Source organism: Peribacillus simplex, assembly GCF_030123325.1.
In the GTDB taxonomy this organism is placed as follows: Bacteria; Bacillota; Bacilli; order Bacillales; family DSM-1321; genus Peribacillus; species Peribacillus simplex_D.
This window is the reverse complement of sequence record NZ_CP126106.1, coordinates 3,318,946-3,338,648: the sequence shown is the minus strand read 5'-3', so window position 1 is coordinate 3,338,648 and position 19,703 is coordinate 3,318,946. Positions and strand designations below refer to the sequence as shown.

The 19,703-nt window shown below is 35.9% G+C and carries 16 protein-coding genes and 4 pseudogenes; 18 read left to right on the top strand and 2 right to left on the bottom strand.

Annotated elements, in window-relative coordinates; all coding sequences use genetic code 11:
- Positions 1 to 7 precede the first annotated feature (7 nt).
- From QNH43_RS15695 to QNH43_RS15660, 8 genes are all read left to right on the top strand, one after another.
- Positions 8 to 1,627 carry a nucleoside recognition domain-containing protein gene (locus QNH43_RS15695; RefSeq protein WP_283914849.1) on the top strand — a complete coding sequence of 540 codons (1,620 nt, stop codon included), beginning with the start codon at positions 8 to 10 and terminating at the stop codon, positions 1,625 to 1,627.
- Positions 1,628 to 1,945: 318 nt separating this feature from the next.
- Positions 1,946 to 3,124, top strand: a complete 1,179-nt coding sequence (locus QNH43_RS15690) for a GTP-binding protein (protein ID WP_283914848.1) — start codon at positions 1,946 to 1,948, stop codon at positions 3,122 to 3,124.
- A 40-nt stretch (positions 3,125 to 3,164) separates the two neighbouring features.
- Positions 3,165 to 3,314, top strand: coding sequence for a 50S ribosomal protein L33 (gene rpmG, locus QNH43_RS15685; RefSeq protein ID WP_251428333.1), 150 nt, complete (start codon positions 3,165 to 3,167; stop codon positions 3,312 to 3,314).
- An 80-nt stretch (positions 3,315 to 3,394) separates the two neighbouring features.
- The gene (rpsN, locus tag QNH43_RS15680; RefSeq protein WP_283914847.1) at positions 3,395 to 3,664 is read left to right on the top strand and encodes a 30S ribosomal protein S14; all 270 of its coding nucleotides are present in this window, start codon (positions 3,395 to 3,397) and stop codon (positions 3,662 to 3,664) included.
- A gap of 76 nt (positions 3,665 to 3,740) precedes the next feature.
- On the top strand, positions 3,741 to 4,097 hold the full coding sequence (locus tag QNH43_RS15675; RefSeq protein ID WP_283914846.1) for a hypothetical protein: 357 nt from the start codon (positions 3,741 to 3,743) through the stop codon (positions 4,095 to 4,097).
- Between the two features lie 275 nt (positions 4,098 to 4,372).
- The gene (locus QNH43_RS15670) at positions 4,373 to 5,548 is read left to right on the top strand and encodes an FAD/NAD(P)-binding protein (protein WP_283914845.1); all 1,176 of its coding nucleotides are present in this window, start codon (positions 4,373 to 4,375) and stop codon (positions 5,546 to 5,548) included.
- Between the two features lie 46 nt (positions 5,549 to 5,594).
- Positions 5,595 to 6,782, top strand: coding sequence for a GTP-binding protein (locus QNH43_RS15665; protein WP_283914844.1), 1,188 nt, complete (start codon positions 5,595 to 5,597; stop codon positions 6,780 to 6,782).
- A 182-nt stretch (positions 6,783 to 6,964) separates the two neighbouring features.
- Positions 6,965 to 7,888: a CobW family GTP-binding protein gene (locus QNH43_RS15660; RefSeq protein ID WP_283914843.1), complete on the top strand. Its 924-nt coding sequence runs from the start codon at positions 6,965 to 6,967 to the stop codon at positions 7,886 to 7,888.
- 80 nt (positions 7,889 to 7,968) lie between these two features.
- On the opposite strand, the pseudogene rpmG (QNH43_RS15655) reads toward QNH43_RS15660, so the two are convergent.
- Positions 7,969 to 8,115, bottom strand: a pseudogene (gene rpmG / locus QNH43_RS15655) (50S ribosomal protein L33); the annotation flags it as partial.
- 371 nt (positions 8,116 to 8,486) lie between these two features.
- On the opposite strand from rpmG (QNH43_RS15655), the pseudogene QNH43_RS27820 reads away from it, so the two are divergent.
- The 6 genes and pseudogenes from QNH43_RS27820 to QNH43_RS15630 all read left to right on the top strand — a co-directional run.
- Positions 8,487 to 8,723: pseudogene (locus tag QNH43_RS27820) on the top strand (metal ABC transporter solute-binding protein, Zn/Mn family); the annotation flags it as partial.
- 442 nt (positions 8,724 to 9,165) lie between these two features.
- Positions 9,166 to 10,158, top strand: a complete 993-nt coding sequence (locus QNH43_RS15650; RefSeq protein ID WP_283914842.1) for a permease — start codon at positions 9,166 to 9,168, stop codon at positions 10,156 to 10,158.
- 13 nt (positions 10,159 to 10,171) lie between these two features.
- The gene (locus tag QNH43_RS15645; protein ID WP_283914841.1) at positions 10,172 to 11,134 is read left to right on the top strand and encodes a TIGR03943 family putative permease subunit; all 963 of its coding nucleotides are present in this window, start codon (positions 10,172 to 10,174) and stop codon (positions 11,132 to 11,134) included.
- Between the two features lie 657 nt (positions 11,135 to 11,791).
- Positions 11,792 to 12,634, top strand: a complete 843-nt coding sequence (locus QNH43_RS15640) for an oxidoreductase (RefSeq protein WP_283914840.1) — start codon at positions 11,792 to 11,794, stop codon at positions 12,632 to 12,634.
- A 339-nt stretch (positions 12,635 to 12,973) separates the two neighbouring features.
- Positions 12,974 to 13,645, top strand: a complete 672-nt coding sequence (locus QNH43_RS15635) for an NAD(P)H-dependent oxidoreductase (protein WP_283914839.1) — start codon at positions 12,974 to 12,976, stop codon at positions 13,643 to 13,645.
- A gap of 333 nt (positions 13,646 to 13,978) precedes the next feature.
- Positions 13,979 to 14,317 carry a hypothetical protein gene (locus QNH43_RS15630; protein WP_283914838.1) on the top strand — a complete coding sequence of 113 codons (339 nt, stop codon included), beginning with the start codon at positions 13,979 to 13,981 and terminating at the stop codon, positions 14,315 to 14,317.
- Between the two features lie 452 nt (positions 14,318 to 14,769).
- On the opposite strand, the pseudogene QNH43_RS15625 reads toward QNH43_RS15630, so the two are convergent.
- Positions 14,770 to 14,946, bottom strand: a pseudogene (locus QNH43_RS15625) (GNAT family N-acetyltransferase); the annotation flags it as partial.
- Positions 14,947 to 15,346: 400 nt separating this feature from the next.
- Between QNH43_RS15625 and QNH43_RS15620 the strand changes: the two are divergent.
- The 4 genes and pseudogenes from QNH43_RS15620 to QNH43_RS15605 form a co-directional block, all read left to right on the top strand.
- Positions 15,347 to 16,984: a PhoX family protein gene (locus QNH43_RS15620; RefSeq protein WP_283914837.1), complete on the top strand. Its 1,638-nt coding sequence runs from the start codon at positions 15,347 to 15,349 to the stop codon at positions 16,982 to 16,984.
- Positions 16,985 to 16,996: 12 nt separating this feature from the next.
- Positions 16,997 to 17,179, top strand: a complete 183-nt coding sequence (locus tag QNH43_RS15615; protein ID WP_283914836.1) for a twin-arginine translocase TatA/TatE family subunit — start codon at positions 16,997 to 16,999, stop codon at positions 17,177 to 17,179.
- Between the two features lie 64 nt (positions 17,180 to 17,243).
- Positions 17,244 to 17,990 carry a twin-arginine translocase subunit TatC gene (tatC, locus tag QNH43_RS15610; RefSeq protein ID WP_283914835.1) on the top strand — a complete coding sequence of 249 codons (747 nt, stop codon included), beginning with the start codon at positions 17,244 to 17,246 and terminating at the stop codon, positions 17,988 to 17,990.
- Between the two features lie 496 nt (positions 17,991 to 18,486).
- A pseudogene (locus tag QNH43_RS15605) lies at positions 18,487 to 19,536 on the top strand (flotillin family protein); the annotation flags it as partial.
- Positions 19,537 to 19,703 lie beyond the last annotated feature (167 nt).

The following is a 19,703-nucleotide window of genomic DNA, read 5'->3' as shown; positions in this document are numbered from 1 at the left end:
GATTAATATGAAAATTGTATTATTAGGTTTAGAATCATCAGGAAAAACTACGCTACTTAAAGGATTATTACAAAAAAATTTCCCTACTCAGGGATCTAATGTTAAAGGATCTACCTCTACAATACTAGAAGTGAATGAAAATCAGACCCGGTATATGGATACACCTGGAATCCGTATAGGAGGTGAATTAATCTCAAGTCAATATACAAGAAAAAAGATAAAATCTGCAGATCAATATTGGTTTATAGTAAGAGGCACTCACTTTAAAGAGGAGATTGAAGTCTTAACAGAAGTTTTCCCTTTTGAAGATAAGCCGATTGCTGTCATAGTTAGCTTTGAAGATAAAATGGATCAAGAATCACTAAATGAATTAAATGATTTTAAAGAAAAAAACAAATTCCCTTTATTTATAATGGACACACGAAGAGTTGATTCAAGAGTTGGGGATAAAATACGTGAGCTAGCAAGATCGGTTACTTTTGCAGAAAGTGTGGAAATTAATAATTTACGTATAAAAAAAATAAAGGACATAAAATCACTGTTCCATGTGCGAATCTTAGGGCCGTATTTGGCTCTTATAACTTTACTAGTTATCTATTCCCTCCCAATCTTTTTAGCCTACCAGTTTTCAAAAAGAGTAGAGGGCATTGTAGAATCAACCATTGTTAATTCTCTTATTAGATGGTGTGGAGGGGCCCCTGAAACCTTAAAAACTGTGCTCTTTGGAGATTTTGGACTACTATCATTGGGAATCTACTCCTTCATTTGGGCTTTTCCGGTTGTGATTTTATTCGCCTTAGCTATTGCGATTACAGAAGAAAGTGGATTAAAGGATCAAATTACAGATGCACTTGATCCACTTATGAGAAAAGTTGGTTTAACCGGACAAGATCTTGTTCCTATCATTAACGGTTTTGGATGCAATGTTGTTGCAATACAATCTAGTCGAAGTTGCAACATTTGTACTAGGAAGAACTGCATTTCAGTGATTTCCTTTGGCTCTGCCTGTAGCTATCAGCTAGGAGCGTCTCTATCTGTCTTTGGTGCTTCAGGACATATCTTTCTTATTATCCCGTATATATTCATCTTGATATTAGTATCACTTATTCACGGAAAAATTTGGAATAAAAAAACATTGGTACCAATGTTTAAAAAAAGAGAGACTTTCTTGCAATGGCCTTCCGGACAAACTTTATCCTATAGACTAAAGCCTGTTTTAAGTCAATTTCTTGTCCAAGCTATGCCAATTTTTTTATTTATTTGCCTGGTTGCTTCATTATTTGATTTTCTGGGATGGATGGAAATTTTAAAGGAGTTTATTGCACCCTTATTGGTTGTTATTGGCTTATCTACTGATATAGCCCCTGCATTTGTTGCAAGTTTATTCCGTAAGGACGGAATATTATTATTGAATGAAGGTTCCGGAATTATGGCAGAACAAATAGCAGTAGGAGAACTATTTATTGCGGTTTTCCTCTGTAGTACATTTACTGCCTGTTTAGTAACCTTAGTAAAAATTATGAAAGAACTTTCTTTTAAAGAGGCATTCTTATTAGCTGGAAAACAAATGATAACAAGTATTTTAAGCGTTATTTTGTTTTCCATTCTTTTATCGTTGTACAATTAAGTTTCTCACTTACGATCATAAATAGGGAACCAATGATGTAGTTAGTACAAGGGCAAATACTTTGGTCAGAAAAATGCGACATCAAGTAGAATTTATAAGGATTTAGAACTCTAAAGAAAGAGATGCAAGAATTTATTTATAAAAAAACTTGTAAATAGTAATCGTTACGATTTATAATGGTATAGCTATTAACCATAGCGGGAGAGAAAAAGCAAACCTAATAATAAAGTATAGCTGTGTATTATTACATATTAAATCGTAATAGTTTCGATTTGTATAATTAATGATATAAGGGTGCTTTTTGAAAGGAGTGAAAATGTGGGTTCGAAAAGAATTCCAGTTACAGTACTAAGTGGTTATCTTGGTTCAGGAAAGACAACACTACTAAATCACATTTTAACTAATCGGGATAATCTTAAAGTAGCTGTTATTGTCAATGATATGAGTGAAGTAAATATTGATGCTACCTTGGTGAAAAAAGGGGGATTTTCTAAAACTAACGAGAAACTGGTAGAAATGCAAAATGGTTGTATATGCTGTACGCTTAGAGAAGATTTACTGATTGAAGTGGAAAAGCTTGCACAGCTAGGAGATATTGATTATATCGTTATAGAATCAAGTGGAATAAGTGAACCAATACCCGTAGCTCAGACCTTCACCTATGTTGATGAAAATTTGGGAATAGATTTGTCTAGATTATGTAAGCTGGATACTATGGTTACAGTTTTAGATGCTAATCGTTTTTGGCATGATTACGCATCAGGAGAAACTCTATTGGATCGTAAGCAGGCAGTTGATGAAGATGATGACAGGGAAATAGCCGATTTATTAATTGATCAAATTGAATTTGCTAATGTGATTGTATTGAACAAAGTCGATTTAGTATCGTCAACAAATGTTCAAGAACTAAAATCCGTTTTACAAAAATTCAATCCAGAGGCCCGTATTATTGAGAGTGAATATTCACGTGTACCACTTACTCAAGTTCTAAACACAGGACTTTTTGATTTTGAGACTTCCAGTCAGGGGGCAGGGTGGCTTAAAGAACTAATTGAAGAGCATGTTCCAGAAACAGAAGAGTATGGTATAGCATCATTTGTATATCGCCGCAATAAGCCATTCCACCCAGAAAGGCTAATGAATTGGATACATAATTGGCCAGTAGAGGTGGTACGCTCTAAAGGATTTCTTTGGTTAGCTACACGAAACGACATTTCCGGACTTCTCTCGCAAGCTGGACCTTCTCTAACTATTCAGGCAGCAGGAAATTGGATAGTGAGTTATCCCGAAGAAGAGCGAATACAAATTTTAAAAGATGAACCAGAACTCTTGGATAATTGGGACGAAACATTTGGTGACCGAATAATCGAATTGGTTATGATTGGAATTAATATGAATCAAAAAGAAATTGAAAAAACCTTAGACGAATGCTTACTTACGGAAGCAGAAATGAATCAAGATTGGTCGGAATTTAAAGACCCACTACCTTCTTTTTAACAAATATGAGTAAATATAAAACAATGTAGGAGGAAAAAAGATGAGAATTAATATTACGTTAGCATGTACGGAAACTGGAGATCGCAATTATATTACTACAAAGAATAAACGAAATAACCCGGATAGAATTGAACTAATGAAATATTGTCCACGATTAAAAAAACGTACGTTACACAGAGAAACCAAATAAAGCATTAAGAGAATAAATTAAATAAGCAAAAGCATTTATAATAAAACGTAATCATTTCGATTTGAAAAAGGGGAATTATTATGGCGAAAAAATCAAAAGTTGTTAAAGAACAAAAAAGGCAGGAGATGGTGATGAAATATGCAGCCATTCGTGCAGAGTTAAAAGAAAAAGGTGATTTTGAAGCACTAGGAAAACTTCCTAGAGATTCTTCACCTACACGGCTTAAGAACAGATGTGAAGTAACTGGAAGGCCAAGGGGATATCTAAGAAAGTTCAAAATGTCTAGGATTGCTTTTAGAGAGTATGCTCACAAAGGTCAAATACCGGGTGTGAAAAAAGCTAGTTGGTAAAATATTCAATCTCCCAACTACCAGATGTTAAAATCTGGTGGTTGGTGTTTTTATGGAAATATTAAGGGGTGAATATATGGAGCGGATTAATCCTATCTTAATGGAATTTTTACTTCGAAGTGTTATCAAGAAATTACCTGATATACACAGAGAAGTTTACCAGTATATTGAGAGTATGGAATATCAATTAGAGGAAGCTTCTGTGGATGAAAAACAATTTCTTCAGTTAATGATTGAGAAATCTCCATTTAAAGCTGCAGCAGACCACTTCTCTCTCCATATCTCTACAATAAAGGAAATAATGGATGAGGCACAAATGGAAATAGATAAATCTATAGATGAACGGTGTAATCGAATTAAATGGATTGATTATACCGATAAATTTAAGCAATCCGATAATACTACCCAGCGAGCATTTATCTTCTTATCTTAACCTTAAAACCATCTGTGCAAAAGATAATTTAAATATTGAGTTATTTTCCAATGATACTTCATCAATTTCCTTTTGAGATAAGGGAAAAAGACTAATCTGGTGACTAGTTCAATAGCATTATGTATGGCCCCATTTACCCTCACAATCAAGATTGGATGCATGCTATAAACTAGGTATATTGATGAGAAATAACAAATGGAGAGAATTTTCATACAAGGATTGCGCCTTTCTTACAGTAAGTAATTATGATATTGATTATACATAAGGAGGTAGTTATGTTTAAGTGGATTATTATTGGAGGCGGCATACAGGGAACCACATTAGCCACATTTTTATTAAAGACTGGCAAGTTAACCATTAATGAGTTAGCTATTATTGATAAAAATGCTATGCCTTTGGAAAAGTGGAAAAAACGAGCTGATATCATATCTATGCCGTACCTACGGTCACCGGTTGTACACCACATCGATGTTAAAGCAGATAGTTTAAAAAGCTACGTGAAAAGAAACAAAAATGATTGGCCTACAGCTCTGTACGGATATTATAAACGTCCTTCACTTGATGCTTTCAATGAACACTGTAATCTGCTTATGGAAGAAGTAGCAATAAAAAAAGCCTGGATACAAGGAGAAGCATTAACCCTTGAAAAGACAGATGATCGTTGGTCTGTTTCCTTAACTAATGGGCAGAAGGTATATGGAAAAAATCTTGTCTTAGCTTTGGGGATAGGTGATCAACTTATGTGGCCTGAATGGGCAAGAGATTTGAAGAAAAGAAACCCAGAAAAGGTATTACATATTTTCGATGATAAAGCATTGGATTTCACTTCAATTATGGCACCTATTGCTATCATAGGTGGTGGTATTACAGCAGCACATCTAGCTGTAAAAATGTCAAACCATTTTCCTGCTGAAGTTACAATAATAAAAAGGCACCCCTTTCGAATCCATACCTTTGATAGTGACCCAGCGTGGCTTGGACCAAAGAATCAGACGGGTTATCGAAAAATAACGGACTACCGAATGCGAAGAGAACAAATCAAAAACGCCAGACATAGAGGGTCTCTTCCGCAGGATTTATATGCAACCTTAAATAATAGAATAAGAAAAGGAACAATCCATGTTGCCGATCATGAAGTGATGGCGATAAAAGCAGAAGATAAATGGGTGCACTTATTCGACGATAAAAATAATAAAATCGGAACCTTTGGAATGGTAATATTAGCTACTGGTTTTGAATCTTCTTTACCTGGTAAATCTCTAATACAACCTATTATAGAAAAATATCATTTAAGGTGTGCAGAATGCGGTTATCCTATTGTTTCAAAAAATTTACAATGGGGAGAAAACTTATATGTGACAGGTGCATTAGCAGAACTTGAAATGGGTCCTATAGCACGTAATATTTCTGGTGCACGTCAAGCTGCAAGTTTAATCGTAAATTCTTTATAATTTAAATCGTAATGATTACTATTTATTAGATGGTGAGGGAAATATAATGAAAAAAATTCCGGTGACCGTATTAAGTGGTTATCTAGGGGCTGGAAAGACAACTTTACTAAATCATATTTTAAAAAATAGCCTAGGATTAAAAGTAGCAGTGATAGTAAATGACATGAGTGAAATAAATATTGATAGCGAACTGGTCAAACAAGGTGGTCATGTATCTCGGGTAGAAGAGAGGCTTGTTGAATTGTCTAACGGCTGCATTTGCTGTACATTACGTGAAGACTTGCTTCAAGAGGTAGAAAAGTTGGCTAGAGCAGGAGATATTGACTATATTCTCATAGAATCAACGGGGATTAGCGAGCCTATTCCCGTGGCACAAACATTTTCATATATAGATGAGAATATGGGTATCGATTTAACTGAATATTGCCGATTGGATACTATGGTTACGGTTGTAGATGCGAATCGATTCTGGCATGATTTTCATTCAGGGGATTCCTTACTGGATAGAAAGGAAGCGGTAGGTGAGAGTGATGATAGAAATATTGCTGATTTATTGATAGATCAAATTGAATTTTGCGATGTACTCATTCTTAATAAATGTGATTTGATAGAGGATGAAAACTTAAATCAATTAGAGAATGTATTACGTAAATTACAACCTGATGCTAAGCTGATCCGTACAGAAAATAGCCAGGTAGATGCAAGACACATTTTGGATACAAGACTGTTTGATTTTGATAAAGCAAGCGCCTCAGCAGGTTGGCTTCAAGAATTAAATGAAGGGCATGCTGCACATACACCCGAGACCGAAGAATATGGAATATCATCGTTTGTTTATGCAAGAAGATTGCCTTTTAATTCAGAGAAATTTTCAAATTGGATACATTCAATGCCTAAAGAAATCGTACGAGCTAAAGGGATTGCATGGTGTGCGACCAGAAATAATGTAGCTTTGCTATTTTCACAAGCAGGGCCATCAGTAACACTTGAGCCATTGTCTTATTGGGTTGCATCTCTACCGGAACTACAACAAGAGGAGATATTTAAAAATGAACCACAAATCCTTAAGGAATGGGATATTGAGTATGGAGATCGTCATACTAAGCTAGTCATCATTGGGATGGATATCAACACAAGAAAACTCACAAGAGAATTGGATGCGTGCTTGTTAACGGTAAGTGAGCTAGAAAGCAACTGGGCAGGGCTTCCAGACCCATTTACTTGGAATGTATAAGATAAATCTTTTTATGAATAGGTAAGATTATATGATAAGTATTCAATTTTGCGGAAATAAGTTTATTTAAAATGAGCAAACATAAAAACCTGGTAAAAAGGAAAACAAAAGATTGCATCAAATAAAGACATATTATTACTAACATAATTTTAAAGTAACATGTTTATTAAGGAGTAGTTAAAATGGCACAAGTAGAGGTAGTTATCATAGGTGGATTTCTCGGAAGTGGAAAAACTACTTTGTTGCAGAATCTATTAATGGATGAAAAAGGTAGCGGAAGAAAAGTGGCAGTTTTAATGAATGAATTGGGCGAGAAATCCGTTGATTCAGACATAATAGGTGACAAGGTTCCTCTACAGGAATTGTTGAATGGATGTATCTGTTGCACGGCTAAAGATGAATTGGAAATCTCTTTATTAACATTATTCCATATGCATCAACCTGATGTAATATACATAGAGGCATCTGGTGTGGCCCATCCTATTGAAATCCTGGATGCTTGTCTGTCTCCTGTCATTGCTGACCGTATATCTATACGCTCAATCATAACAACGGTTGATGCAGACAGATGGTTACAAAGGAGAAGAAATAGTCCTCAACTCAATCGCTTATATGAAGAGCAAGTAAAACATGGAGATACCTTGATCATCAATAAAACTATTCGGTTAAGTAAAAAAGAATTACAGCAAATTAAAGCTGATTTAAAATCAATAAATCCAGGTGCAACTCTTCATATAACTAATTTTTCGAACATATCATTATCAGGTATTCCTTATTCCAATCGTAATTCCATTTGTGAATTTGAGAAGTTGAATGTTCATCAACGTTTGCATATCCAATCATTAACATATACCTTTACGAATGAAATTAAAAAAACAGATTTTGAAAATTGGTTAATGAAACTTCCTGATACAATTCACCGAATAAAAGGCTTTGTTCGATTCGAGGAAGAAAAAGGGAAAGTTAATCTATTCCAATATACATACGGGGTACCTTCTTATTATCCACAAGATATTGCTTTTAAAAATCATTTCGTTGTTATTGGAGAAAATCTAGATAGTAGGGAAGTTTACTCTCAATTAAAAGATCTCGAAAATAAATATTAATAAGACGTGAACTTAAAAAACTTCTATATTAAGATATGAGCTGCCATAATTTAGAATCACCAACTATGCGAAAAATCTGCTCATTTACAATATTGGAAGCCTGTTTTACGGTTTAATGTGGATCTTTTTAGGCGTGGACTATATTTCATCAGTACTAATCCGTCCGGGTTGTTTCTCTTGTTTTTTGACGTAATGAAATTACGGTCTCCTGTTTTAGTACACGTTAATTTTTACTATCCTCCTAATAATCCTTTACATTACTCTAAAACTGTTTTAAGATTTAAAACGTAATAATTCCGATTTGAACATAGAAACCTTCTATACTGGAGTGGGGATTGAAGGTTTTGCAGAAAAAGCAGCTGAAAACTTGAAAAAGGAAAACGTAAGTATTTTAAAAGCAGCAGAAGGAATTGAGCTCCTAGACTCAACTCATTCTGACGAACATGAACATGAGGGCGAATAAACATACTCTGACGAACTTGAACACGAAAGCGAGGAAACACATTCTGATGATCACGAAGGCGGGGTAGGGGGCAACTGAAGATCATGTGCATGAAGACGATGGCCATGACCACGGAGATTTGGATCCCCAGTTTTTGCTATAGACCTTGCTAACAATATTAAAAATTCGTTAAGTGATATAATGCCAGAACATGCTTCAGAGTTTGAATCTAATTTTCTTCAATTAAAAAGCGATTTAGAAAAACTAAATCAAGATATTAAATCAACCGTCGACAACTCCAAAACGAAGTATTTATTAGTATCTCATGCTGCATATGGATATTGGGAAAGAGGTTTATCTCCTTCACAGGAGCCTTCTCAGAAAGAATTATAAGAAATCGTTCAGGAATCAACAGAACATGGCGTCCATTAAGTGATTTTCGAGCAGAATCTACTCAAAAGTTGCAGAGATGATTCAAAAAGAAATCGGTACGAAGTCTCTTACTCTTCATAATCTAAAAGCGATAACAGAGGAGAATATAAAACAAGGTGATGATTATTTTAGCATCATAAGAAAAAAACTAGAAACCATTCAGACAGCATTAAATGAATAAAATCAAACATAGTATAAGAGAAAAAATATTTAACATAGTTAGAATTTAAAACTTCCATAACCCTTCCATCTTTTTGTGGCAGGGCTTTCTTTACTATTAGTCATGTGAATTTAATTGGTAAAGTTTGCTATATATTATTAAGTAAATCTTTCATTCATACTCTATAACTTTCTAATATATTTTATGGAAGAAGCACTACATTATATTTTAAGGGAGGTACCTATGATTCGGATTATTCGAGGTTATATGATAGATATAACCGGTATTATCTTAATAGCGCTAGCTCTTTTCATGTTTACTTTCAGTTCTAGTATAAAAGATACCTTTGTTATTCCACCGTCATTGTTAAATTTAAATACTATTTTTCTAAGTATTTTAATAGAAGCCCTGCCCTTTGTTTTAATTGGGGTCCTCATCGCTGGAGTGATCCAAATCTTTGTTACTGAGGAACATATTCAAAGGTGGATACCAAAGAATAAGGTTATGGCTGTAATCATGAGCTGTATTGTAGGAGCGCTGTTTCCTGCCTGTGAATGTGGAATCGTCCCTATTGTTCGACGTTTAGTTGTAAAAGGAGTACCTATTCATGCTGCGATGGGTTTTATGTTAACAGGCCCTCTTATCAACCCGATTGTTATTGCTTCTACATATATGGCATTTGGAAACGATTTTAAAATTGCTGGATTACGTATGGGGTTAGGTTTTCTGGTGGCTATAATGGTTGCCTTTGCTGTCAGTTGGATTTTTAAAGGCAATCAATTTAAGCCTTCCATCATTTCAACCCATAATCACAGTAAAAATCAATCACTTTCCAAGCGTTTTTGGTCGATGCTCACACATTCAATTGATGAGTTTTTTGATATGGGGAAATACCTGGTTATGGGAGCTTTTTTAGCTGCTTTTGTACAAACCTATATGCCAGCAAAATCCTTGTTGGAGGCTGGAAACGGTCCGGCTTCTTCTTTATTTGTAATGATGGGATTGGCTTACGTTTTATCTCTATGTTCTGAAGCAGACGCGTTTATAGGAGCTTCCTTTAGCAGCATTTTTCCAGTTTCATCAATCCTTGGCTTCTTAATTTTCGGACCCATGATGGATTTAAAGAACACACTTATGATGCTGAGCGTTTTTCGATTTAAATTTGTTATGGTTTTGCTAGCATTGGTTGTTTCTATGGTGTTTATCACTTTAATGCTGATGCAGAGCTTTTTATAAGGAGGGGAAAATCATGCAAATCCAATTTCAGCAAGCTGCTAGAGCTTTAATTTTACTAGCTTTTTCGTCCCTCATATTTAAGCTTCATTTCACCGGTGAAATTACAAAGTTCATTAATCCAAAATATGAAAGTTTAAGCCAAGTAGCTTTTGTAATATTTTTGATTTTGTTTTTTATTCAAATTACAAGGACATGGAAAGTAAAGAAAAGCAGCTATCATCATTGTGATCAGCACGACCATGACTGCGACCATAACCATGATCATGGAGATTCTTCTTTTAACACAAAAAAACTAATTTCGTATTTTATTATTGTGTTTCCATTACTAACTGGGTTTCTGCTTCCAGCCAAAGTACTCGATGCTTCTATTGCAAATAAGAAAGGGGCAATGCTGGCACTGTCAAACCAAAAACAAGAACCTAAAGAAGACAAAAATAAAGAAAACAGTAATCCTCCAGAAGAAATGGAAGAGAGTAACATAAATGGTCAGGCTGATCCCTCTATAGATGACAACCCTGTAGACCCAGCTCTTCTAGAAAACCAGCAGGAAGAAATCTCAGAGGAAGAATATAATCTATTGATACAACAGTTAGAACAAAACCAAAATATTGAGATGAATGACTATGTTTATGCAGCCTATTATGAAGAAATGAGTAAAGATATTAATAAGTTTAAGGGAAGAAAAATCGAATTAAAGGGCTTTGTTTATAAAGAAGATGGATTTGCTCAAAATCAGCTGGTGATTTCAAGATTTTTAATTACTCACTGTGTCGCAGACGCAAGTATTATTGGATTTCTTTCAGAGTTCCCAGAGGCTTCTTCCCTAGACAAGGATACATGGATCAAAGCAAATGGTGTAATAGAAATTACGGCGTATAACGGGAAGGAGCTTCCTGTAATCAAAATTACTGATTGGGAAAAAATCAGTGAACCTATTGAGCCTTATCTATATCCGATTAGTGTAAAAATATTATAAAACATTTGCAAAAAGAAGCTGATTTCATCGGCTTCTTTTAATTTTATTTAACTTTTATAGTTTATGCAACTTGTTCGTCAATTGAAAGAAAACCACAATGTTCATTTAGGCTCTTAACTTTACTACTATGATGGGAAAGCATTTAAGAATCATGAAGGTGAACTTTAACATCTTATCTTTATCGAAAAGTGACATATAGGATTATAAGTAGTGACCGAATAATTGTTTTAGTTAATTTACAATATATTGTGGTTAAATAACCACTTTTCTTTTCTTTTTGTCTTTATATTCATTTTTGGTATACCCTTATAAAACAGTTTAGAGCTCAGGAAAAAAAGACATGAAATTGTTGCGTTAGAGTTGTTCAAGAAAGATGATATCCCGTTCGTAAAAGTACACTTATATGAACAAGAAAAAGCCCTTAATAGAAGAAAAAAGGGCTTTTTCGTATTTTATTTCCTATAAGATGAATTATGTAAACCTCACTTTAAAACGATATGCATACTTGAACAATAATTCCAAAATGTTTTCCGATAACTTTTCAAATCTTAAGGTGAAGTTTTTACTTCTTTTTCTAGTACATCAATACATATTCTAACTATGTATGACTAATCAGTAAAAAATAGGTATTTGATAAGAAAGGAATGAATATTTGTTATGAGCAAAAATAAAATATGGTTTGTAACTGGAGCCTCAAAAGGTTTGGGACTTGTATTGGTAAAACAATTATTAAAGAATGGCAACCAAGTTGCTGCAACTTCTAGAACAGTGGATGATTTAATAAAGGCAGTTAATGATGATACAAAACGATTCCTGCCGTTAGCGGTTGACTTGACTAATGAAGCCAGCGTTCAACAAGCTATTGAGCAAACCATTGAAGCTTTCGGCAAGATTGACATAATTGTGAATAATGCTGGTTTTGGTTTGGGAGGAAGCCTTGAAGAACTAACAGATCAAGAAATCCGCCAAAATTTTGATGTGAATGTATTTGGTACATTAAATGTAATTAGGAAAGTAATGCCTTATTTAAGGAAACAAAAGTCGGGGCATATTTTTAATATAGCTTCTATCTCAGGGTACATAGGTGTTGGTGGGATGGGTAGTTACTGTGCTACAAAATTTGCAGTAGTCGGTTTATCCGAGGCTCTGGCAGGTGAAGTAGAGCCATTTGGCATAAAGGTTACAGTAGTAGCACCTGGCTATTTTAGAACCAATTTCTTAAGTAGTGGATCTGTTATGTATGGTAAAAACCAAATTGAGGATTATAAAGCAGTGCGTGAAATGAAGTATTTTCTTGATAATGTGATGAATGGAAAGCAACAAGGTGATCCTGAAAAAGCAGCTTTAGCAATGATACGTACAGCCTCAGAAACTAATCCTCCCATTCATTTATTGTTAGGCCCGGATGCGTATAAGATGGTTTCGGAAAACCTAGTTTACTTGCAAAAAGAGTTTGGTGAATGGAAAGAAATAACTTGTTCAACAGATTTTGATAAATAATGATTAAGATATTATTGATTTAACGGGAATTATGTAAAATTGGCAAACAATGAAATGCGCTTTTCTTATTCCGCAATATCAGCTAATACCGATTGTGGAAGATCAAAGGCTGTTGAAAACCGGTTCACACTTATTGAACATTAGCACCCAATTCTTGAATAATCAACAAAACTTCAAGTTTGATAAAAAATTCTATTTTAATAATGCAGAATTTTCCTTTGTTCAGTAATCGGGCCAGATAATGAAATAAAGCTTATTGAGCTTACTAGCAGGATAATAAAATACTTTTGGAGAAATATGGTTTATTAAAGTATTACTAAAAAGGAAGGATGATTCCACATGATAGAAACGGAGAGTAAAAAACAGGAAATTTTAAAAGCTTGCCAGTTCAGACATGCTTGCAAGGCATTTGTTACCAACAAAAAGATTTCGGATGAAGATTTTCACTTTATTTTGGAGACAGGAAGATTATCTCCAAGTTCATTTGGCTTCGAGCCGTGGAAGTTTGTCGTGATCCAGGATGCAACGCTTCGCGAAAAATTAAAACCTGTATCCGGCGGTGCCCAGGGACAACTGACCACTGCCAGCCATTTTGTAGTTATATTGGCCAGAAGAAAAGAAGGCTTAAGGCATGATTCCGTTCACGTGATCAAAATGATGAAAGACATTCATCATTTACCTGAAGAAGTTGTGCAAGGTCTTTCCGGTTTCTACAAATCCTTCGTCGAAACAGAACTCGAAGATAATGACCGTCTCATTTTTGAATGGGCAAGCAAACAAACATATATAGCATTAGGAAACATGATGACGGCTGCGGCTCAAATCGGTATTGATTCCTGTCCGATGGAAGGTTTTGATAAAAAGCAGGTGACCGCTATTTTGCAAAATGAGGGTATCATTGACAGCAACGATTTCGGTGTAGCCTGTATGGTCGCTTTCGGATATCGGAAAGAGGATCCCAAACGTCCAAAAACAAGACAAAATCTCGATGGAATTGTTGAGTGGCGATAAAACTGTAGATGATGTTTCTCAACATCAGGGTACATGTTCACAAAGGCATGTCTCCTTTAATGTCATTTTGAGATAAGTCCAAAAATAGCCATAAAACGAAAAACTTGGAACGGAGAGCGAAAATATCCTACGCATTTTAAAGATACGCATCTAAATCGTCTTTAATAAATTGTTCCATTAAAGGGCGCAATTCTTTAATAAGAAGGCGTCCTTTTTGTATTGGACCATTTAATGGAATAAGGCTTATTTAGCTAAGGCAGTAATGTTTAAAATTATACTCTTATACTTTTAGGGAATACTCTAAAGGAAAATATAAGTTAGGGGAATTTAAAAATGGAACACTCTATCCATACAGGAAATCATAATCACCGTCATAGTATCGCTTGTGGGCATACAAAAATTCGACACGACGACCATATTGATTATGTACATAATGGTCATCTTCACCATGAACATGAAGGTCACTGGGATGAATGTAAGATTCCGGTTAGGGAAACCAATCCTGATGAATGTCGACCTATTGCTTGCGGTTGTAACCACGAAGATAATTGCGGACATGAAAAGGTACCTCATGGTGATCACATGGATTATTTAGTTAATGGAAGATTACATTATGTTCACAATGGTCATTGTGATGACCACGGTCCTGTTGAAATCGTTACAATAAGCTAAATAAAAAGAGCCTGCATGAATTTTGGCAGGCTATTTTTATTTAGTTACCTTCAATGAACGGGCCATTTACTGGAATAAGTGATTGTGCTAAGCGTAGAAACTTCATAATTGTTATTATGCTAAAGGGCAGGGTAATTAAAGTATGTATAGGGATTATAATAAAAAAAATAGTGGATAATCTATGTAATATTACATAGTATCCACTATTCATTATAGTACGGTTAATACGTTAAGGAAAATTCTTTACTTTAAAGATCCATATTCATTTTTTAAAATGGTATCTAAACCTAATGAACAAGAAAATAGCACGTATAAACAGATCTATCGCTATGGTACCATTCCAAGTTGTATTCCCGAAATATACACTCCCATAACTCGAATGCCCCACATACCAATGGCTGTGCACGATTGATTTTATAGATTAATGACTCAGCATTTCCACGCTGGTTTCACTCTCTTCTAAAGCCTTGCTTTTCTACTAGTTTTTGTGATGGGAGTTAGCAGGTTCAAATAAAGCCCTCAATTCTTTCTAACTGAAAGTGATGATAACCATACTTAACAACGGCTTCCAATGCTTCACTACCTATCCCTTTTCCCCAGTAATCTTTGCTTAATTCATATCCAACTTCGGTTATAGGAAGTTGTGGTTTTCTTTGTTTTCTTTAATCCCTAAAAGGGAAACCGAATTCATCTTTTCGTAATCCGGTATTTTGGAGAGTAGTAGTATCAGTATGTTCGAGTTTGATAAATTTCTTACACCAGAACCTAATCTTTACAATTTTTAATAAATTATTTAAAAAAATTAATACCATCTTTACTTTCATTTGCTAAATTGGATAGGTGGCTTGGATAGGCCCTATTTAACAGGTTAATAGACGTAGTACATACAGAGTCTAATTCCATTTTGCAGAGAAGATGATTTTGGCTTCAAACAATGGATGGAACTTAGTTCAGAATGAAGCTGATGGTGAGTGAGAAATTCTTGAAAATAGCGGCCTAAGTTTTCAAGGAAAATAAAGGAGGAGCATTATGGAAATCAAACCGTTAAACAGACGCACCTTTTTAACACGTATTGGTACAGGAGCTACTGCCCTTGCAGTGGCCACTTCTGGTTTAGGTATTTTAAGCGAGACAGTTAATGCGGAAACCGACAGCCTGTTACATGTAAAACCGAAGAAAAAGGGCTTTAAGTTTACTCCGATTGAAGCTACAAATAAGGACGAACTCGTTCTTCCAAAAGGATTTAAATATGACGTTGTAGCCGCTTATGGCGATGTAATCAATGGTAAGGGAGACACATTTGGTTTTAATAATGACTTCACCCTTTACTTTCCTATTCAAAATTCCAATGAACGAGGATTATTATGGGTAAACCACGAATATACAAACCCTCTGTACGTGGAAGGAGAAAAAGTAAATGGCAAGTATGCTCCTACACAAATTGAAAAGCTTCTATATAACCAGGGCGGTTCCATTATTGAAGTGTTTTATGATAAGAAAGAAAATAAATGGAAAATGGATGCTGCTTCCACTTATGCCCGACGAGTAACAGGGTTAACATCTTTTGCACTTACCGGACCGGCCAAAGGAACAAAATCGGTAAACGGCGCAACAAGCGTTCAAGGAACATTCGCTAACTGTTCCGGTGGAAAAACATTATGGAATACGGTTTTATCTTGTGAAGAGAACTTCGAAGAAACGGCTAATAATGCTGGATTAAACGAAACACATTACGGCTGGGTAATCGAAGTTGATCCGTTCGATCCAAATTTTGCAGTTCGCAAACATACCGCTCTTGGACGTTTCAACCATGAAAATGCTTCAATGGGACTTTCCAAAGACCAACGTGTCGTCGTTTACATGGGAGACGATAAAAAAGATGCTTGTGTCTATAAATTTGTTAGTAAGGGTAAATATGTACCGGCATTAGGAAAAGGAAATTCCCGTCTTCTTGAGGAAGGGAGTTTATATGTAGCGGACTTTAAAAAAGGAAGATGGATAGCTCTGACAATTGAGGCCGTACAAAAAGCGGCGGCTGGCAAACCGGAACTAATGGAAAAGTTCCAAACGCAAGGTGATGTTGTTACTAACTGTCAAGAAGCAGCGCTCCTTCTTGGCGGAACACTGACTGACCGACCGGAGGATGTGGAAATTTCACCATTTGATAACACGATCTTTATTGCACATACGAATAATGATAAGCACGGAAACTTACATGGACACATTACCCGTTTCATCGAAAAAAACGGTGACCATGGAGCAACTGAGTTTGAATATGAAATTTTTGCAGCTGGAGGACGTCAAAGCGGATTCAGCGCACCAGACAACTTAACCTTTGACAGCAACGCGAATTTATGGACCGTAACGGATATTTCATCGAGTAGCTTAAATCAGGGTGCATGGACAAGCTTTGGCAACAACGGAATGTTTGTCATTCCTACCGTTGGTCACGATAAAGGGATTGCCTGGCAGTTTGCATCCGCTCCTATGGAGGCTGAATTAACCGGACCTTGTTTCACTCCGAATGAACAGACACTATTCTTGTCTGTTCAGCACCCTGGTGAAGTAACGGAAGATATCAACAATCCTACAAGTACATGGCCGCACCGTAAAGGTGAAAAGATGCCTCGTCCAGCAGTTGTGGCTATTACAGGATTTAAATTTTAAGGAGGGAATACATTGTTACAAAATATTGGAATACCTGGATTGATTTTGATTTTGGTCATTGCCCTCATCATATTTGGTCCATCTAAGTTGCCCGAAATTGGACGTGCCTTTGGTAGCACATTAAGAGAATTTAAAAACTCTACTAAGGATTTAATTTCATCAGACGAGAAAGAAGAAAGGACGCAATCTAAGTGATTTTTAAGAAGATGTAAGCAATAAGCTTACATCTTCCTCTTGTTTTTAGTAAAGGAGGGGCTGTATGACTAATCAAGAAATGCTTATGGTTGAGCACCTTGAGGAACTCAGGAAACGGATCATCTATACTTTGATTGCTTTTCTGTTTTTTTTATTTGGATCATTCATTTATGTGAAGGATATTTACACATGGCTTATTCGTGATCTCGGCCATCAGTTAGCTGTATTGGGGCCAAGTGAAATCCTCTGGGTATATTTTATGATTTCCGGCGTGATCGCGATTGCTCTTACCATTCCAATTGCCGCCTATCAAACGTGGCTATTTGTAAAACCGGCACTTTCTGAAAATGAACGAAAAACGACACTATCGTACATTCCTGGACTGTTTATCCTTTTTATTGCCGGTTTATCATTCGGATATTTTGTCGTGTATCCAACCGTTCTTGGTTTTTTACTGTCTTTGTCTGAAGGTCAATTTGAAACGATGTTTACGTCTGAAAAATATTTTAAATTCATGATTAACTTGACACTGCCGTTTGGATTTTTATTCGAAATTCCGCTTGTTGTCATGTTCCTCACCTCTCTTGGTGTCGTTAATCCCATGATTCTTTCAAAAGCGCGAAAGATATCTTACTTTTTGCTTGTTGTTGTATCCATTTTAATTACACCACCAGATTTCATGTCAGACATATTAGTTACCGTGCCTCTTTTAGTTTTATACGAATTTAGTGTGACATTGTCAAAAATCGTATACCGAAAAAAACTCAAACAGCAATCGGATAACGTCATTGAAATTAGGAAAACGTCTTAAACATAAACGAACTTCTTTTTATAAGGAGTTCGTTTTTTACTATTAAAATTTGCGGTTACCATCCCATGCTCATTAAGCTAAGTGAAGAATACCCATGCCGAGAAATATAGGACTTGTTTTCCGTGGATTTTTCTGGATAATCATTCACCTGTTCGTAAAAGTACACTTTTACAGCTATAAAACTACCTTTTCAAGAAAGTTGCCAGTTCTTTTTTTAAGAGACTGGCTTTTATAGTTCTATCAATAGGTTACGATACTAATAAGTCCTATGGATGGTAGTATCCTTTCTTGAATAGACAGTCTCTAATTTTTTTCAATTCTTCATTATGCGAAATAAAATCTTGGGTGGATAAATCGGTATTGATTCATAAAAAATTTATATTTTTATGATACAATTTTAGGTATTATTTCTCCCAGCAACACTTGGTTTTAATGAATACTCCATATACCATATATAGATTCTTTTATTTCTCCCATAATATAACCTTGTTACAAGGAAAGGCATCTTCGTTCCATCCTTGGGTCGATGACAGTCGAGGAAATTTATAAAAACCGCGAAAAGTTTTCCCAGGAAGTACAGAGGGTAGCCTCGCAGGATTTAGCAAAAATGGGACTCATCATCGTATCGTTCACTATAAAAGATGTTCGGGACAAAAATGGATATCTTGAATCGCTCGGTAAACCAAGGATTGCACAAGTGAAGAGGGATGCCGATATAGCTACCGCAGAAGCAGAGAAAGAAACGCGTATCAAGCGCGCAGAAGCATCGAAGGAAGCCCAGCGTGCCGAACTTGAAAGGGCAACGGAAATAGCCGAAGCCGAAAAAATCAACAAGCTGAAGGTTGCGGAATACCGTCGCGAGCAGGATATTGCCAAAGCAAGAGCTGACCAAGCTTACGATCTTGAAACGGCCAGGTCTAAACAGGATGTAACAGAACAGGAAATGCAAATCAGGATCATCGAACGGCAAAAGCAAATCGAGCTGGAGGGAAAAGAAATCCTTCGCCGTGAAAAGCAATATGATTCCGAAGTGAAGAAAAAGGCGGATGCCGATAAGTATAAAATCGAAGCCATGGCGAAGGCGGAAGCGGAACGCGTTCGCATGGACGGTCTTGCTAAAGCGGACGCACAAAGGGCACAAGGTACGACAGAAGCGGAAATCATCCGGTTAAAAGGGGTAGCAGAGGCCGAAGCCAAGCAGAAGATTGCCGAAGCATTTGAACAGTTCGGTCAGGCAGCCGTCATGGATATGATCTTGAAAATGCTTCCGGAGTATGCCAAACAAGTGGCAAGTCCGCTTAGTAATATCGACAAGATCACTGTAGTGGATACAGGTGGAAGCGGTGCGAATGGCGGGGCCAATAAAGTGACTGGCTATGCAACGGATTTAATGGCCACATTGCAGGAGTCATTAAAGGCATCTTCGGGAATCGATGTTAAAGACTTACTTGAGAATTTCTCAGGAAAACGAAATTTGCCATTTACAACCATCAGCCATGAGAATGTCGAAGCGAACATGAATATGGCAGCAAGCAAGGAAGAGTAACAGAGAAAAAAATAAAAGGTAAATCATACTGTTCATCACATGAAATTTAAGCTGATGCATTAGAATAAGAAGTACTGCAAAAAAACAAAAAGAATGTAAATAAAAAAAATATTGAAGAATTAACCATTAAGAGCAATAGGGAAAAATCATACAAAAAGAAGCAACAG

Coding starts and splice junctions, on each gene's coding strand:
- tatC (WP_283914835.1), top strand. CDS start 17,244: ATGACTAATCAAGAAATGCTTATGGTTGAGCACCTTGAGGAACTCAGG.
- QNH43_RS15635 (WP_283914839.1), top strand. CDS start 12,974: ATGATAGAAACGGAGAGTAAAAAACAGGAAATTTTAAAAGCTTGCCAG.
- QNH43_RS15620 (WP_283914837.1), top strand. CDS start 15,347: ATGGAAATCAAACCGTTAAACAGACGCACCTTTTTAACACGTATTGGT.
- QNH43_RS15695 (WP_283914849.1), top strand. CDS start 8: ATGAAAATTGTATTATTAGGTTTAGAATCATCAGGAAAAACTACGCTA.
- QNH43_RS15645 (WP_283914841.1), top strand. CDS start 10,172: ATGCAAATCCAATTTCAGCAAGCTGCTAGAGCTTTAATTTTACTAGCT.
- rpmG (WP_251428333.1), top strand. CDS start 3,165: ATGAGAATTAATATTACGTTAGCATGTACGGAAACTGGAGATCGCAAT.
- QNH43_RS15675 (WP_283914846.1), top strand. CDS start 3,741: ATGGAGCGGATTAATCCTATCTTAATGGAATTTTTACTTCGAAGTGTT.
- QNH43_RS15665 (WP_283914844.1), top strand. CDS start 5,595: ATGAAAAAAATTCCGGTGACCGTATTAAGTGGTTATCTAGGGGCTGGA.
- QNH43_RS15670 (WP_283914845.1), top strand. CDS start 4,373: ATGTTTAAGTGGATTATTATTGGAGGCGGCATACAGGGAACCACATTA.
- QNH43_RS15650 (WP_283914842.1), top strand. CDS start 9,166: ATGATTCGGATTATTCGAGGTTATATGATAGATATAACCGGTATTATC.
- QNH43_RS15640 (WP_283914840.1), top strand. CDS start 11,792: ATGAGCAAAAATAAAATATGGTTTGTAACTGGAGCCTCAAAAGGTTTG.
- QNH43_RS15630 (WP_283914838.1), top strand. CDS start 13,979: ATGGAACACTCTATCCATACAGGAAATCATAATCACCGTCATAGTATC.
- QNH43_RS15660 (WP_283914843.1), top strand. CDS start 6,965: ATGGCACAAGTAGAGGTAGTTATCATAGGTGGATTTCTCGGAAGTGGA.
- rpsN (WP_283914847.1), top strand. CDS start 3,395: ATGGCGAAAAAATCAAAAGTTGTTAAAGAACAAAAAAGGCAGGAGATG.